This window comes from Salegentibacter sp. BDJ18, from assembly GCF_017579965.1.
Lineage (GTDB): Bacteria > Bacteroidota > Bacteroidia > Flavobacteriales > Flavobacteriaceae > Salegentibacter.
In genome coordinates this window covers 122,264-137,998 of record NZ_JAFLQX010000028.1, presented here as the reverse complement: position 1 = coordinate 137,998, position 15,735 = coordinate 122,264, and the positions used below count along the sequence as shown (strand labels likewise).

Genomic DNA, 15,735 nt, shown 5'->3' with positions numbered 1-15,735 from the left:
TGAATTGAATTCTATTTTACCTCTCTACAGGGAAGTGGATAATTAAATTATTCAAATTGTTTTTTACCTTTAGAAGTCTTTAAAAATTTTAGAAAAAAATATAAGATGTCTGGAATCTTACTTTTTATTGGAATTATCCTATTAGTTATAGCAATTCACGACTTTTTTTTCACCACTCTTTCGGGAAGTGGTACCGGTTTTGTCTCGAGAAATATTTCTATTTTATCTGATAAGATCATTCAGGTTTGTGTAAAGGTTTTTGGGCAAAAAACATACAATTATAATGGTTTATTCGTCAATCTAATGATCCTGTTTTCGTGGCTTCTCTTAATTTGGGGCGGTTTGTTTTTAGTTTTTTCCTCAAATCCCGAAGCAATCACTAATAGCAGTGGTAAAGTAGCAAACTTTTGGGAACGTCTTTATTTTACAAGTTATACCCTTTCAACGCTGGGAATGGGAGATTTTACACCATCTACTGCAATATTTAAAATGCTAACCGGTGCTTTTTCGTTCTTCGGCTTTATTTTCTTTACCAGTTCAATGACCTATTTTCTCTCGGTTGCATCGGCACTGGTAAATAAAAGAACCCTGTCTAAAAGTATTTATCACCTGGGAAAAACGCCACGGGAAATAGCAAAGAATATTTTAAATTTTGATTCATCTTTCACCTACCAGCAAATCTCAGAGCTACAAAATTTAATAGATAAACATGCGGTGAATCATCACGCATATCCTGTAGTTCATTTTTACAGACAAAGTAAGAAAAGAGATAGTTTTAGCATCAATATAGCTAGATTAGATGAGGCAATTAGTATTCTTCTTTATGCTGAAGAAGAAAATAAATACCGCGAGGAATTAAAGGTATTGCGATCTTCTTTATCTGATTTTTTAGAGGATATGGAAAAGAATTTCGCTTCAAATTTATTAATACAAAAGAACGCGGAGAATTCTTATAGTTTTCCAACTTTACATTCTAAAGATGACGAAAAAGAGCTACAGAAACGCAGGAATATAGTTCAAGGTCTTTTTGGAAGTGAAAACTATACCTGGGATGATATTTTTAATAAAAGTTGAGGTATTTTAAATACCAGGTTCAGTAAACAGTAGAGGCTTATTTTTAATTTGAAGTGGCTAAAACCTGTTTTTCCCTTCGTTGGGGTGCTTTAGCTTTCAATCTTTTTCCATACCATAAAAGGAAACCGGTTACGGGCAGGGAACTACATAATAAGCTAATTAAAAAGGCTAAAATTTTACCCGGCAACCCGGCAATGGCACCAACGTGAATATCGTAGTTCATTCTTAATATTTTTTCGGCTACACCAGCTTCTTCGTAGACCCCGTAAATAGTTTTAGAAGGAATTTCAGTAAGGTCATTCTGGTCGTAAAATCTATAATCTGAATCGTAATAAATGCCATCACTATTGCTAACTTCTACATAAATGCTATGGTTTTCATCATGGGGATAATGAATTTCGAAGTCTTTTGCCCCGGGAAACTTTTCCTTCAAAAAGGGCATTAGTTCTCTAATGGGTTCATCTTTTCCTGGTACATTTTTAAAGCTTCCATTTGTATTTTCAGGGACCGCGAAAACCACTTCTTTTTCTCCTCCAATACCTTTATAAAATACTTTAGCAAAAGTTTCAAAAGTCATTACCAGCCCGGTAAAGATGAAAATAACCGCTATAAAACTGGCATAGAAACCAACAATTTGGTGCAAATCATAATTTTTACGTTTCCACCTGGTGGTTGGTTTCCATTGAAACCAGGTGCGTTGTTTTCTAACTTTTTTATTTTTAGGCCACCAAAGTATAATGCCAGAAACCAGCATAAGAAAGAAGATAAAAGTACTCCAGGCTACAATTTCGCTTCCTATTTCTTTAGGCAACCATAAATGCATATGGCCATCTAAAACAAAATGAAAAAATCCTGATAAATGATCTTCTGTATGAAGAATTTCTCCGGTCCAGGGATGAAGAAAAACCGATTGGTAAAATTCTGGTTTTTCTTCATAAAAAATAACTTCAATAGGTTTTTTTCCGCCCCCGTATAAAGTGCCGTGAATATATTTTCCAGGAAAAACACTTTGCGCAATATTTTTAGCTTCTAATGGATCTATCTCCGGGTTGGTTTGCGGAACAACTTCTGGCACTTTAGAAGTTAAGGCGGTAATTTCTTCCTGAAACGCCCAAAGACAACCGGTAATAGATACTATAAAAACAACTAAACCTGTGGCCAGCCCAAGGTATAAATGAAGGGTTCTAATATATTTTCTGAATTTTTTTCCCGGCTTATTTTTATCCATTACCCAAATTTTAACCCGGCCAGTACCGGATAATCATTGTTGATTTTTATATCTAATTAGAATAGGTCTAAATAAATATTAAAGCGAAAGTAAAATGTTCTCTTTTAAAGCACAAATTTTATTTAGAATATTTTTAAATAGAGATCTTCATTACAGTTAAATCCATAGTGCATTCAATTTGAAAGAATTATTACAATAATATTTAGATTTCAATTTATTAAATACACTTACCTTTCGGCATTAAAGTAAATAATTATGGCGTCAGGAATTTTTGCCCTTTTGGATGATATCGCAGCTTTAATGGACGATGTAGCGGTGATGGGAAAAGTGGCCGGAAAAAAAACAGCAGGACTTTTAGGTGACGATCTTGCGGTTAATGCAGAGAAAGCTTCAGGTTTTATGTCTGCCCGGGAATTACCGGTATTATGGGCAATTACTAAAGGTTCTTTTTTAAACAAGCTTATTATTTTGCCCGCGGCATTTTTGCTAAGTGCTTTTCTGCCATCGGCAATTACCGTAATTCTTATAATTGGCGGACTCTACCTGGCTTACGAAGGCGCCGAAAAAGTTCACGAGTACTTATTTCCCCATTCTCATAAAAAGGAAAAACCGAAACTCGAAAAACTGTCAGAAGAAGAAGTTTTAAGCCGGGAAAAAGAAAAGATAAAATCTGCGATTTTAACCGATTTTATACTTTCGGTAGAAATTGTAATTATTGCCCTGGGTACGGTAGGACAGGAGCCTTTACTTACGCAAATTCTTGTGGTTACCCTAATTGCAATTATTGCCACCGTAGGAGTTTATGGTATTGTAGCCTTAATTGTAAGAATGGATGAGTTTGGTGCGAAACTTATAAATTTAAACGAGGAAGAAAATAGTTTTTCTGATAAAATTGGTCGGTTTCTGGTAAGTGCGCTTCCTAAAGTTATTAAAAGTTTATCGGTGATTGGTACCATAGCTTTGCTTTTGGTTTCGGGAGGAATTTTTGTACACAATCTCGATTTCTTCCACGGTTTATTTGAAAATATTCCGGGGATTATCGTAGAATTTCTAACCGGCCTGGTAGTTGGTTTTGTAGTTTTTGTTATTATAAAACTCGGTATTAAAATCTGGAAGAAATTTAAAAACTAGGTTTTATCTAAACTGAAAATTCTGTAAGAGAAATTTTAGAAAAAGAGGCTGGCTTAAAAGTTTTCAATTCGTCATTCTAAACTGGTTTCAGAATCTAAAATGTTTTATAGCAAAAACACTTTAGAATCTAAACCAATTGATCTGATATTTTACTTTAAGCCAGCCACTTTCTATTTTGAAAATAAATTTTATACTACTTCTTCAGTTTCTTCAGCCGTTTCTGCTTCTGAAGACTCATCGGCATCAAGCACATTAAATTTTTCCAGTTGTTCTTCCTCACCGGTAAAATATGGAAATACATCTAAAATTGGAGATTCCGTAATAGAAGGGATGGAGTAATCGCCCATAGTTTCTTCCATTGCTTTGGTAGTATTTTCAAAAGCCTCTTTCACATCATTAGCCTGGACTAACAGGTAAATATTGGTCTTTTTTTCCTTTCCACTTTCTTCATCTAAAGCCACGAGGGAAACCTTGGATTTAAACCACCTGTCAGAATTTTCAAAAGGATGCACTTCAGAAAAATTAGCGACTTTTATATTCATAATTCTAAAATCCTCACTGGTGTAGGCAGTCATCTCTTCGCTAATTCTTGCTTCAGCTTCGGTATAGGATACGGCATCTAAAAGATAGGTATCTGTGGTCATTTTCTGTTCTCCGGTTTCGTGTGTTTTTTTGTATTTCACCTTACATTCAAACCAAGTTACGCTCATAATCTATATTTTTTTAGGGCTCCAAAAATAGGATTTAAAAAGCGCCAGCCATTAAATATGCTTAATAGATATTCACAATTTTAAACATATAAGCTGATGAAATTTTTATGTTATATAAAGCTGGCGATAATGATTTGACAATAAATCTTTTAAGACCTTTTTAGATAATTTGAAAAGAATTCATTCAGAAATTAATCAGTTAATCTTCTTTTTTAAAACAGTAGTCCTATAAACCTATTCTTCATTGTGGGCCTGTACATTAGCATAAGATAGGCCCAGTTTTGCGTCCCGGCCGGGTTCTGTACATTTTGCAAATTTTCAAGATTGTTGTCTTGAAAAAGCTGGCTGTAACCCGCCTGCAGGGAAACCGATCTATTCAGAATAAATCCAATGGCGAGATCGGTTTCATAGCCAAGGTGAAAATCGTCATTTTCAGAATAGGGCGTAAAACTGTTGAAAGCATGATTGTTTAGAGACACAAATAACTTCTGATTCAAATCGTACCTCATCCTAAGAAATATATCCCGTAAACCCACAGAGTTTTCGTGCCGGCCGCCAACATAAAATATATCCATGTATCCGTTATGGGCGTGGTTAGTACCATAGAGCGGAGAGAAAGAATTGTTTTCCCCGGTATTACCGCCAGGGTCTGTACCGCTAAGCAATTCTATTCCCAGGGTAAATTTTAAATTTTTTCCGTTTTCCGAATCCAGGGGAAAGCTTTGAGAAATCTGGGCACTGGCATCAAAAGCGTTTACTTTTCTGCCCTGCAAATCTTTACCGAATTGATGATAATAAAAACCTGATAAGGTTGTATTTCCCAACTGATATTTTAAAGTGGGAAAACCAAGACTTTGCCGGTAATGGATGCCGGTATTAATTACTTCTTCGTTAGTGTCTAATTCAGAATATTGTAATCCATTATTCCAGAAGAGTATCGAAAAATTAAATTTTCCGCTAAAATTCTCATACCTCAGAAAATGAGCGACTTTATATTGGTTGGGTGTACTAAAGAAATTCCCACTTAAGCTTTGGTTATCCTGGTTATAACCTGCCCCGGCGTGTAACTTTGTTGTGCCTTTTTCATATTTTAAGAGGGCGAAATCGTGAGCTCTTCCCTGTAATGCCCAATCTAAATTGCCAAGGAACCTAAAATTATCGTAGTTGAGTTCCTGCCGGCCTAATTTGACGCTAAAATCATCAGTTAAAAAAGTTTCGGCCCAGGCTTCGTGCAGCGAAAGAAAATTATCGTTGGCTTTTACCTGCGGGGTGTTTCCCCAGGTACGAACATCCTGAATGCTCACATAGAATTTAAATTTTTCCAGTTCATATTGTACATTAATACGGGCGCGTTGCGCAATAAAAGCAGCTGCATCCTGGTTCTCTTCAATAAGTTTCCCGTAACCGTGGCGGTATTCGCCTCTTTGAACAATTTGCCCGTCAACATTAAACTGGCCATATACACTATTTGTAAATACAAAAAATAACGTAAGTATCAGGTTTAGAAGCCTAAAAATTTTCATCAATAGATCTTTTATTTATTCGATAATCGTGATTAAAATACTCCGAAGCTTGCCGCGAAAATTAAACAATTGTTTGCCATATACGCCTCGTGAGTTTGCTGAGAGGTGGTTCTGAATAATTGAGATTTTATCCTGGCTGAGTTTGAGCTTTGGCTCTCGGGTCCAGTTCTGGTCTTAGAATAAGTGGAGTAAAATTTCTTCAAATTAATTTTATTAATTTTTCGGGTTTCCCAGGCATATTATAAGTTCAATAAAATGCGGTGTTCTGCTTAATCAAGTGAATTAATAGGCTTAAAATTATTAAAAAATTACAAATTATTTAGCTTTAACCTACTCTCTTTGGCGCCCATTAATTTCATCAATATTAATGCGGTAAACTACTGGTGATTCTGAGTTACTTTTACTGGAAAAATTCTCAATAAAATCTGGGCAGGAATTTCCTTTATTTTTTATTACTTTCTTTACGCCTTCAGAAAATAAACGCAGCATATATTTAGCATCTGTTCCTTTTAATTCTTCAAATTTGCCGTACAATAAAACCGATTTCCATTCTTCTAATGATGAAATCTCATCTACCTGAAAAGTAACCAAAGGATTTTTGCGCATGGCTTCAATTTTACCTCCCTGCCCCGAATAGGTTAAAATACTGTGTTGTTCAGGATTATAATAATAGGTAATCGGAATTATTTCTCCTCTTGCCCTGGAAATATAGCCGAGCCTGCCTATATAATTATGGGCGAGTAGCTTAATACTTTCCTCTGTGGTCATAGCTCTCATAATATTTAATTTAGAAGGTGAATAATAACGATAAGAAATAATTCTGCTTTAAAATTCGGTCTAATTTATTGCGGAATCTCGAAATTAAATATGACGGATATCATTAAAAATAATCTTCCTTCTCAGGAATTTCTTACTTTTGAAAATATGAAAATCCTGGCAACTTTTTTAGGCATATTTTGCTTGCTTGTTTCAGCATATCCTTGCTGTATAGGCGATGATTGTGAATCAGCTTCTGAGATAAAAATTTCTGAAAATCAGGATCAGCAAAACGATGATTGCGCCTTATGCTCTCCTTTTATAAGCTGCGGAAGTTGTACGGGTTTTATTCCAAATACAGATGAAATTGTGACGGTCCCTGACCTTCACCCCATACCATTTTCAAATTTATTCGGACTCACTTTTAAAAGTGTTGAAGCCGATTATGCCGAAAGAGTTTGGCAACCGCCAAAACAGGTTATTATTTCTTGAAAACAGAATTAATAATAACCTAAATTTTCATAATGATTAAAATCTTATTTAAACTGGCGATCTTCCTGGTCGCTTTTAACGCTGTGGGACAAAATTCCCTGGAAGCCATAATTAAAAATGCTGAAGATAAAATGCCTTTACTTGGGGCTAATGCGGTAGTTTCGGGAACAGATATTGGGGCCACTGCAAATATAGACGGCGAAGTTACTTTAACCAAAATCCCAAATGGTAAACAAACAATTGTATTTAGTTTTGTGGGTTTTGCTTCAGAAGAAATCACGTTGGATTTTCCCAGAGCAACCCAGGATACGTTGGAAATTTTTCTTGAACCCGGTGGGGAAGAAATGGAAGAAGTTATTATTCAATCTACCCGTTCCCGGCGTAGTATTGCCGATTTACCTACGCGGGTAGAAGTAATTTCTGGCGAAGAACTCACCGAAAAAGGAAATATGAAACCCGGTGACATTAGGATGTTGCTCAACGAAACTACGGGAATTCAAACTCAGCAAACTTCAGCAATTTCCGGTAATTCGAGTATTAGAATCCAGGGGCTGGATGGAAAATATACACAGCTATTAAAAGACGGATATCCGCTTTATTCCGGTTTTTCCGGTGGTCTCAGCTTACTTCAAATTGTACCTTTAGACCTGCAACAGGTTGAGGTAATTAAAGGTTCTTCGTCTACTCTGTACGGCGGTGGAGCCATAGCCGGGCTGGTAAATCTTATTCCCAAAACTCCGGGAGAAGAAAGAGAACTTAATTTTATGCTGAATGCAACTTCAGCATTGGGTCTGGATCTTAGCGGCTTCTATGCTGATACTTACGGAAAATTGGGAACTACCGTTTTTTGCTTCTTACAACCTTGGATCTCCTTACGACCCTGCAGATATTGGTCTAACTGCCATTCCCGAATTTAATCGTTATACTATTAATCCCAGGGTTTTTTACGAGTTTTCAGAAAATACGAAGTTAGATGTGGGAGTGAATACTACGGTTGAAGAACGCACCGGTGGGAATATAGCTTACCTGGAAGGCGAAGACGTGGAAGACCCATTTTTTGAGAGAAATAATACCGCTAGAACCACTTTACAGTCTGGTTTTGAGCATTTGTGGAATGATGATAATCGTTTTAATCTAAAAAATAGTTTCAGTTTTTTTGACCGGGAAATTCAAACCGGTGACTATATTTTTGCAGGGAACCAGTTTGCCTCTTATAATGAAGCTTCTGTAGTTTTGGGTGGTGATAAAATGGAATGGATTGGTGGCCTAAATTTATGGGTAGATAGCTTTGAACAGGATGTTTTAACCGATGCTCCCGTGGTAGATTATGAGCATCTAACCTATGGAGCTTTTGTTCAGAATAATTGGCGGGCAACTGACTGGTTTCAGCTGGAAAGCGGACTTAGAACAGATTATCAAAATGAATATGGCTGGTTTGTTTTGCCAAGAATCTCGGCAATGTTCACAATTTCTGATGCCATTACCACCAGGATTGGAGGGGGAATGGGTTACAAAACCCCTTCAGTTTTTACCGAAGATGCAGAACGTCTTCAATTTAGAAATGTGATGCCTATTGATGTAAGTACTACCGAAGCTGAAAATTCCATTGGGGGAAATTTTGATATTAATTACCGAACCGAACTTTTTGAAACCATAGAATTTACAAGCAATACACTTTTCTTTTATACTAAAATTGATAAGCCCATAATTCTTGAAAATACTGCAGAAGGTGTTTTTGAATATTTACAACCAAACGGGTTTTTGGAAAGCAGAGGAATAGAAGCAAATTTAAAGTTTGGCTATAAAAATTTTAAATTATTTACCGGTTATACTTATGCCGATGTAGACCGCACAGAAAACGGAAATACCTTTGAAATGCCGCTGGTTTCCAAACATCGTTTAAATAATGTTTTGATGTATGAGCAGCATGAAAAACTTAAAATTGGTTTGGAGGGTTATTATTTTAGTCCGCAGCAGTTAAGCGACGGCGCAACCGGACAGGAATACTGGATTTTTGGTTTAATGATGGAAAAATTATGGGAAGATTTCTCAATTTTCCTGAATTTCGAAAACTTTACCGATACCCGTCAAACCCGGTTTGATTCTATATATACCGGTTCCATTTCCAATCCTCAATTTAGGGATATTTATGCCCCGGTTGATGGTTTTGTAGTCAATGGAGGGATAAAATTATTTTTATAAATAAAAACTTGTTTTAAAGCGGAAGTTTCTTGCTTCCGCTTTAAAAAACAGGTAAAAAGTCGTCTTTCTGAATTTATTTTAGAATCTAAGTTGAAATCGGTCTTGAAACTTTCGGTTCTAAATTTATTCCGGTTAGAGAATCTTTTAGTTCTTCCAATTCCCCGAGCAGTTGATTTTTACTTTGTTGAAAAAGATTGGTTTTATTCGTAAATAATTCCTGGTAATAGGAGATTCCGTCTAAAAGATTAAGCTTGAATTTTTCTAATTTTTTCTTCTGTTTCGCAGAAGGTTCATCCATAAAATCTTCAATTTCATTTCTAAAATAATCCAGGTAGATCTTTAATTCTTTTACAAACATATTAGGCCGGTTAGGCATTTCCATCACAGAAATTTTTCCGTAGATATGTTGTATCATTTTTGAGAGCGATACAACTTTTGAGAAATACGCCATATTTGGCCCGGGACAAATAGCAACGCCCTGTGCCTGGCCTTTTATTCTAATATCGTTTTCAAGAAAAGAAGCATTTCCCAGCCCAACACATAAACAGGCTTTTTCGGTAATTTTGTTCTTCTTTTTTTCTAATACCTCCTGGGAGAAATTATCTTTCTTATCTTCCAGTTCTTTAAGCTTTATATCCTGAAATTTTTTAGAAGCAGAACAAATTCCTTTCTCATCGTATTCTTTACTTAGGGCCAGGAATTTTTTAGGGCAGGAACTTCCACTTTTATTTTCAGCAATTCGTTTTTCTTTTAGTTGTTCATTAGTGGTTCCCCGCACGGTATTAAATGGTATGCCCAGAGGAGAGATATGACTTAGATAAAGATCTTTTTCTTTTGCTTTTACCAGTAATTTACGCGTTTCAATATCAACTGAAGTAGCTTCAGGTACCAGTAAGAAAGGCGTTCCCCAACCTACAGAAGACACCTTGTAATGCTCCAGCAAGAAGTTATGTTCTTCAGCCGTACCAACCCCGCCCTGAACTGTTATTTTTAAATCAAGAGGTTTCTGAGGAACCGGAATTTCTTTCTGCTCTAAAGCTTTGCTCATTAATTGATGAGCCGATTGAACAAGTTCATCTTTTTTCTGATTAAATTCTTCCAGAATTGGCCCCAACAAGTGACCATCGGTAGCAAAAGCGTGGCCGCCACAGTTTAAGCCCGATTCAATTCTATATTCTGAAACCCATAAACCTTTTTTGGCCAGGAAATTTCCCTGGATTGAAGCCGATCTAAAATCGCTAACTTTCAGGATAATTTTCTTTTTAAGTTTGCCACTTGCATCAGGAAAGAAATCTTTGAAATTTTCAAAATAGCTATAAAGCCTGGGGTTTAATCCTGCCGAGAGTACAATAGAAGATGAGAGTTTTGAATTGGCAAACCCGCGCAATGCAGCGTGGGCATCATTAAATTCAACAGGCAATTGTTCATTTTTAACGAAATTGTCCTTATCAATTTTCGCCATAATATTTACATCTATACTGCCGGGGCTAAGATGGTTTTCAATATATGTACTCAATTTTTCTTTCGCATCGGCGCCGTTATCCAGCAAATTTTGAAAACCTTGCTTGATTTCAGAATGATTAGGCAATATGGAAAGGTAATTTTCTAAAGCTGTTTTGCTTTCTGTCAATTCCTTTTTAAAACTCTCAAACTTATCCTGAACGATATTGTTTACCAGGTCTAAATAAGAGGTAATACGTGCTGCGCGGGAATCAGGATTTTTCTTCGGAATTTCCTTATAAGGCAAATTAAATTTCTTGCTGTAAAAGGCGTTCATTTTTTCAATAAGCTCGTCGTCTATAATTGAAATTACCGAAGATATTCCATATTTAGCGACCCGCAGCGGACTGTCAATTGTAAAAGCTGTTCCCATTACCGGGATATGAAAACTGTGCATTTGGTTTGTTTTGGTCATATTCTAATAATTATTTGCGGCGTAGGCTAAATTAACCCCGGCCGATCCTATTTAAAATAAGGAGTTAAGATTGCAATTTGTAAAGGAAAGAAGTTGAAAACTGCTAAAATATGACCCGCATCATATTTAGAATATTAAGTGAAGGGGTACCTGTTGTTGTGAGAGTTTGTTGATTAAGATTGAAAAGAATTTACCGGAAAAATATTCAAAAAAAAGCGCCCATTGGTTTTAAACCAATGGGCGCTTTTACATTAATAATCTATTAAAAAACTGGAATAATTTAGTCTACTTTTCTAAAATTACCTTCGCCATCAAATTCAAGTTCGGTACCGTCAGCCAGTTCTATTTCCTGCTCTTTTTTCTGTTTTTCCCATCCAATTACCTGTGCATCAGCATAATTTTCTTTCAGATAAGAAGCGATTTTAGATGGCAGGGCAGAGGTAGGTATCACTACGTCGTTTTGGCTTTCAATTTCAGAAATATTTCCATTTTCGTCAAAATCCAGTTCAAGGCCGTTAGAAAGAACTACTTCAAATTTTTCATCTTCCCAAATTTTCCATTTACTGTTTTCTTTAACCTCTTTTACATCAGCAGAAGAAAAATTCTGTTGAATATATTCCTGGGCTGTAGAGGGTAAATTATTTGTATTTGTTTGTGCAAAAATTCCCATTGTACACAATGCGAAAATTCCTGATAAAATTACTCTTCTCATAATATTTGTTTTTTTATTCGATGCGAAGTAAGCCTTCAAATCTGGAAAGAATTTGGAATTTGGCTGTTATAAATCCTAAAATTCTGCCAAATTTTTTCTTTTAAAGTTTGGTATACCTTCCCATTTTTTTCCAGTTTTGAGATTCATATTTGTATTTTTTGGGAGAATTGTAAAAAAAGTGTCAGATTTGAAACTTATATATTATTCTTGCAAATTATAAGGTTTCAAGCAGATAAACATTTTTCATGAAGATTCAACATTTACTTATTCTAAGCTCAATTTTATTCTTTAGTAATGCGCACGCCCAGGATATTACCGAAAACAGTTTTGGGAATGGGATAATAAATACGGTGGCAAGAGATAGTTCTTTCAGCCTAAGGTTTGGAGCAAGATTTCAATCTCTATTTGTGAATGAATGGCGAGATTCTGAATTTGAAGGATTTGAATCTGAAAGCTCTAATATTCTAATTAGGCGTGCCAGATTAAAATTTGATGGATTTGCTTATTCTCCCAAATTAAAATATAAAATTGAGTTAGGGCTATCTAACCGGGATATTTCGGGAGGTTCAGAATTTACAAATAATACACCCCGGTACATACTTGATGCCGTTTTAAAGTGGAATTTCTATGAGAATTTCGTGTTATGGGCCGGCCAAACAAAATTGCCGGGTAACAGGGAACGCGTAGTATCTTCTGGAGACCTGCAGTTTGTAGACAGGTCTTTATTAAATAGCAGGTTTAATATAGACAGGGATATAGGAGTACAATTACACCATAAAATCTATTTGGGGAACCAATTTGTAGTAAAAGAAATTTTTGCTTTTTCACAGGGGGAAGGAAGAAATGTAGTGACCGGCAATCTTGGCGGTTTTCAATATACGGGACGCCTGGAAGCTTTACCTTTTGGAGAATTTCAGGATTATAGAGAGGCTTCTTTAGAAAGGTATGATACGCCTAAATTAGCAATGGGCGTTACGTATGATCATAATAATGATGCGGTAAAAACCCGCTCTAATATGGGGGCATATATGTTTACCGAAAACGGTTTACATTCGACCGATATTTCTACATTTTTTGCAGATTTTATGTTTAAATATAAAGGAATATCAGTTTTAGGTGAATTTGCTCATCGGGATGCCGAGAATCCTATAGCGATAGAAGAAGATGGAACGCGCACCGGTGCCGTTGTAAATGTGGGGAATTCCATTAACTTGCAAGGTGGCTATTTATTTGATAATAATATAGAAGTTGTAGGTAGGTTCACCCAGGTGAAAGAAGATATAATAGGCTCCCTGTTTCCTAACGAAAAACAGTATACTTTGGGACTTTCTAAATATTTATCTAAGCATAAATTAAAAATACAAACCGATTTAAGTTTTAGGGATAGCCCAGATCCAGAATGGAATAATCTAATGTACAGGCTTCAGATAGATTTCCATTTATAATCTTATATAGGTGCGAAGACCAACTAACTGAAGCTTTAAAAATATAGCCATGAAAATTCTAATTGTAGAAGACGAACAGGATATGTTGCAGAACATGAAAGATTTTCTATTAAAGGAAAGTTTTGTGGTAGAAACAGCAGAAAGTATCGCCGAGGCTCGTAATAAAATTGGGGTTTATACCTACGATTGTATTTTGCTGGATATTAATTTAAAAGACGGTAGTGGCTTTCAGCTTTTGGAAGAATTGAAGCAAAAGAATATAGAAGACGGGGTAATTATTGTTTCTGCCAGGAATTCTTTAGATGATAGGCTGGAAGGCCTAAACCTTGGTGCCGACGATTATCTTGCCAAGCCTTTTCATATGGCAGAGTTAAATGCCCGTGTAAAAGCTGTATTAAGAAGGCGCCAGTTTAACGGGAATAATAAAATAAAGATTGGCAACCTTAGTATAGACCTGGACGAGCACGAAGCAAGTATAGATGATAAGCCCTTAAATTTAAACCGAAAAGAATACGAAATACTATTATTCTTTACTTCAAACCAAAACAGGCTGGTAAATAAATCGGCTTTGGCAGAACACGTTTGGGGAGATCATATAGACCAGGCCGATAGTTTTGAATTTATATATTCCCAGATTAAAAATCTTCGAAAAAAACTAAAAACCGCCGGTGCCGATATAGAAATTAAAGCGGTTTATGGAATTGGCTATAAATTAATTACCCAATGAAATTATTAAATTATACCACCAGTTATTTTTCGGCAATACTGCTGGTTCTTTTGGGGATTTGGGCGGTAATTTTCTACCTGGAAATGCTGGATGAAATTTATGACAGCCTGGACGATGGCCTGGATAATCAAAAAATGCTGGTGATTAAACGGGCAAAACAGGATGCTGAATTACTTCAACGTTCACAATTTAAAGACGGCAATTATACCATACGGCCTATAGATAAAAATAGCGCGATAAGTTTTAAAGATTTTTATCGTGATACGCTTATGTATATGCAAAATGAAGATGAATATGAACCGGTAAGGCTGCTGGAAACCGTTTTTAAAAAAGATGACGAATTTTATAAGCTGAAAATTATAACTTCTATGGTCGAGGAAGACGACCTTATTGAAGATTTACTGTTTTCCCTTATTCTTCTTTATGTAGGCTTGATTTTGAGTATAGTTTTACTCAATAATTTAATCCTGAAAAAAATCTGGAACCCGTTTTATACTTTGTTGCAACAACTCAAAGATTTTAGACTTGGGAAAGATCAAAAAATTGAAACTGTTCCTTCAAATATTGATGAATTTAACCTGCTAAATACACGCGTAGAACAAATGCTGGGAAAATCTATTTCCAGTTATAACAGCCAGAAACAATTTATAGAAAATGCTGCGCACGAATTACAAACTCCTTTGGCTATTAGTATCAATAAACTGGAACTGCTGGTAGAAAAGGAAGAATTGAACGAGGAACAAATTGAGTTAATAGCTTCAGTTTTAAATAACTTAGAAGGTTTAACCCGAATGAACAAGTCTTTGCTTTTGCTTTCTAAAATTGAAAATCAGCAATTCCCGGAGGAAGAAATAGTAGATTTCAATGAGTTAATTACCGACTTAAAAAGTGATTTTGAAGACCTTGCCGGTCATAAAGAAATGAAGATTAGTATAAAAAGTACGACTTCATTAAAATATAAAATGAATAAAGGCCTGGCGAGAATTTTGCTTTCAAATTTGTTGAAAAATGCAATTATTCACGGCCAAAGAAATAGTGAGATTGAAATAGAAATTTCAGCAAAAAACTTTATTATACGTAATACTGCCAATAACGGTGCTTTAGATCCAGAAAAAGTATTTTCACGCTTTCAAAAAGATTCTTCTTCTAAAACTTCCACGGGAATAGGATTGGCCATTGCTCAAACCATTGCTAAAAAATATGAGTTTCAGTTAACCTATTACCACGAACAAAAACACACTTTTCAACTAAGATTTCCGCGCTAAACTGGTATTTATTTCCTAAATAAAATCCTACCCCTCAATAATTCCAGATTTCTTCCAGTATTATAGTTCAACTTTGTTTAAAATTAAAAATTATAGAGATGAAAAAGTCAATTTTTTTAATCCTGGCTATCGCCATGGGATTTACCGCTTGTGAAGATGATGATATGCGAAATTCTGATATCCCCTCAGTAGTATTAAATGGGTTTACCGAACAATTTCCTGATGCAAAAGGTGTAGAATGGGAGAAGAAAGCCGATATCTATGAAGCCGAATTCGATATTGATAATGTAGATCATGAAGCAATTCTAAATACTGAAGGAAGTCTTTTGAAGTATAAATACGACATTGTGTACGAGGAACTTCCTGAAGCAATAAAAACTACAATCACTACCGATTATGATAAAACCAAAGTAGATGAGGTAGAGTTGCTGAAAATTTCTGAAAACACTTATTACCAGGTAGAGTTTGATGAAGAACCAACCGATACTAAGATTATTTTTGAAGAAACGGGAGCGGTGAATACTGAAGTTACCACCTGGTAATTATTAAAGAAAT

The 15,735-nt window shown here is 35.5% G+C and carries 15 protein-coding genes; 9 read left to right on the top strand and 6 right to left on the bottom strand.

Translation table 11 applies throughout. The features are described from left to right. The first annotated feature begins 105 nt into the window (after positions 1 to 105). The gene (locus J0871_RS16680) at positions 106 to 1,074 is read left to right on the top strand and encodes a two pore domain potassium channel family protein (protein ID WP_208226329.1); all 969 of its coding nucleotides are present in this window, start codon (positions 106 to 108) and stop codon (positions 1,072 to 1,074) included. Between the two features lie 43 nt (positions 1,075 to 1,117). On the opposite strand, the gene J0871_RS16675 is transcribed toward J0871_RS16680, so the two are convergent. Continuing rightward, a complete protein-coding gene (locus tag J0871_RS16675) occupies positions 1,118 to 2,302 on the bottom strand; it encodes a PepSY-associated TM helix domain-containing protein (RefSeq protein ID WP_208226328.1) in 1,185 nt (394 codons plus the stop codon). 255 nt (positions 2,303 to 2,557) lie between these two features. On the opposite strand from J0871_RS16675, the gene J0871_RS16670 reads away from it, so the two are divergent. Continuing rightward, entirely contained in the window at positions 2,558 to 3,433 is an 876-nt protein-coding gene (locus J0871_RS16670; RefSeq protein ID WP_093305788.1) for a DUF808 domain-containing protein, read from the top strand. A 188-nt stretch (positions 3,434 to 3,621) separates the two neighbouring features. On the opposite strand, the gene J0871_RS16665 is transcribed toward J0871_RS16670, so the two are convergent. From J0871_RS16665 to J0871_RS16655, 3 genes are all read right to left on the bottom strand, one after another. Then, positions 3,622 to 4,143 (bottom strand): DUF4494 domain-containing protein, encoded by a 522-nt coding sequence (locus J0871_RS16665; protein ID WP_208226327.1) that lies wholly within the window; start codon positions 4,141 to 4,143, stop codon positions 3,622 to 3,624. A gap of 212 nt (positions 4,144 to 4,355) precedes the next feature. Then, entirely contained in the window at positions 4,356 to 5,666 is a 1,311-nt protein-coding gene (locus J0871_RS16660) for an alginate export family protein (protein ID WP_208226326.1), read from the bottom strand. A gap of 330 nt (positions 5,667 to 5,996) precedes the next feature. Next, positions 5,997 to 6,443: a pyridoxamine 5'-phosphate oxidase family protein gene (locus tag J0871_RS16655; RefSeq protein WP_208226325.1), complete on the bottom strand. Its 447-nt coding sequence runs from the start codon at positions 6,441 to 6,443 to the stop codon at positions 5,997 to 5,999. Between the two features lie 90 nt (positions 6,444 to 6,533). On the opposite strand from J0871_RS16655, the gene J0871_RS16650 reads away from it, so the two are divergent. From J0871_RS16650 to J0871_RS17410, 3 genes are read left to right on the top strand one after another with little or no spacing between them, the layout of a single operon-like run. Further along, a complete protein-coding gene (locus J0871_RS16650; RefSeq protein WP_075327695.1) occupies positions 6,534 to 6,914 on the top strand; it encodes a DUF6660 family protein in 381 nt (126 codons plus the stop codon). Positions 6,915 to 6,946: 32 nt separating this feature from the next. Then, positions 6,947 to 7,831, top strand: a complete 885-nt coding sequence (locus tag J0871_RS17415) for a TonB-dependent receptor (protein WP_346014355.1) — start codon at positions 6,947 to 6,949, stop codon at positions 7,829 to 7,831. Then, positions 7,725 to 9,116, top strand: a complete 1,392-nt coding sequence (locus tag J0871_RS17410) for a TonB-dependent receptor (protein WP_346014354.1) — start codon at positions 7,725 to 7,727, stop codon at positions 9,114 to 9,116. Before J0871_RS17415 ends, J0871_RS17410 begins: the two co-directional genes overlap by 107 nt. 85 nt (positions 9,117 to 9,201) lie before the next feature. Here the strand turns inward: J0871_RS17410 and J0871_RS16640 are convergent, their stop codons facing one another. Beyond that, positions 9,202 to 11,031 carry a hypothetical protein gene (locus J0871_RS16640; protein WP_208226324.1) on the bottom strand — a complete coding sequence of 610 codons (1,830 nt, stop codon included), beginning with the start codon at positions 11,029 to 11,031 and terminating at the stop codon, positions 9,202 to 9,204. 280 nt (positions 11,032 to 11,311) lie between these two features. Continuing rightward, entirely contained in the window at positions 11,312 to 11,743 is a 432-nt protein-coding gene (locus J0871_RS16635) for a PepSY-like domain-containing protein (protein ID WP_208226323.1), read from the bottom strand. A 245-nt stretch (positions 11,744 to 11,988) separates the two neighbouring features. On the opposite strand from J0871_RS16635, the gene J0871_RS16630 reads away from it, so the two are divergent. From J0871_RS16630 to J0871_RS16615, 4 genes are all read left to right on the top strand, one after another. Further along, complete coding sequence (locus J0871_RS16630) at positions 11,989 to 13,188, top strand: porin (protein ID WP_208226322.1); 1,200 nt, start codon at positions 11,989 to 11,991, stop codon at positions 13,186 to 13,188. A 49-nt stretch (positions 13,189 to 13,237) separates the two neighbouring features. Next, positions 13,238 to 13,915 carry a response regulator transcription factor gene (locus tag J0871_RS16625; RefSeq protein WP_208226321.1) on the top strand — a complete coding sequence of 226 codons (678 nt, stop codon included), beginning with the start codon at positions 13,238 to 13,240 and terminating at the stop codon, positions 13,913 to 13,915. Continuing rightward, positions 13,912 to 15,180, top strand: a complete 1,269-nt coding sequence (locus tag J0871_RS16620; protein WP_208226320.1) for a HAMP domain-containing sensor histidine kinase — start codon at positions 13,912 to 13,914, stop codon at positions 15,178 to 15,180. Before J0871_RS16625 ends, J0871_RS16620 begins: the two co-directional genes overlap by 4 nt. 98 nt (positions 15,181 to 15,278) lie before the next feature. Continuing rightward, the gene (locus tag J0871_RS16615; RefSeq protein ID WP_208226319.1) at positions 15,279 to 15,722 is read left to right on the top strand and encodes a PepSY-like domain-containing protein; all 444 of its coding nucleotides are present in this window, start codon (positions 15,279 to 15,281) and stop codon (positions 15,720 to 15,722) included. Positions 15,723 to 15,735: the final 13 nt, after the last annotated feature.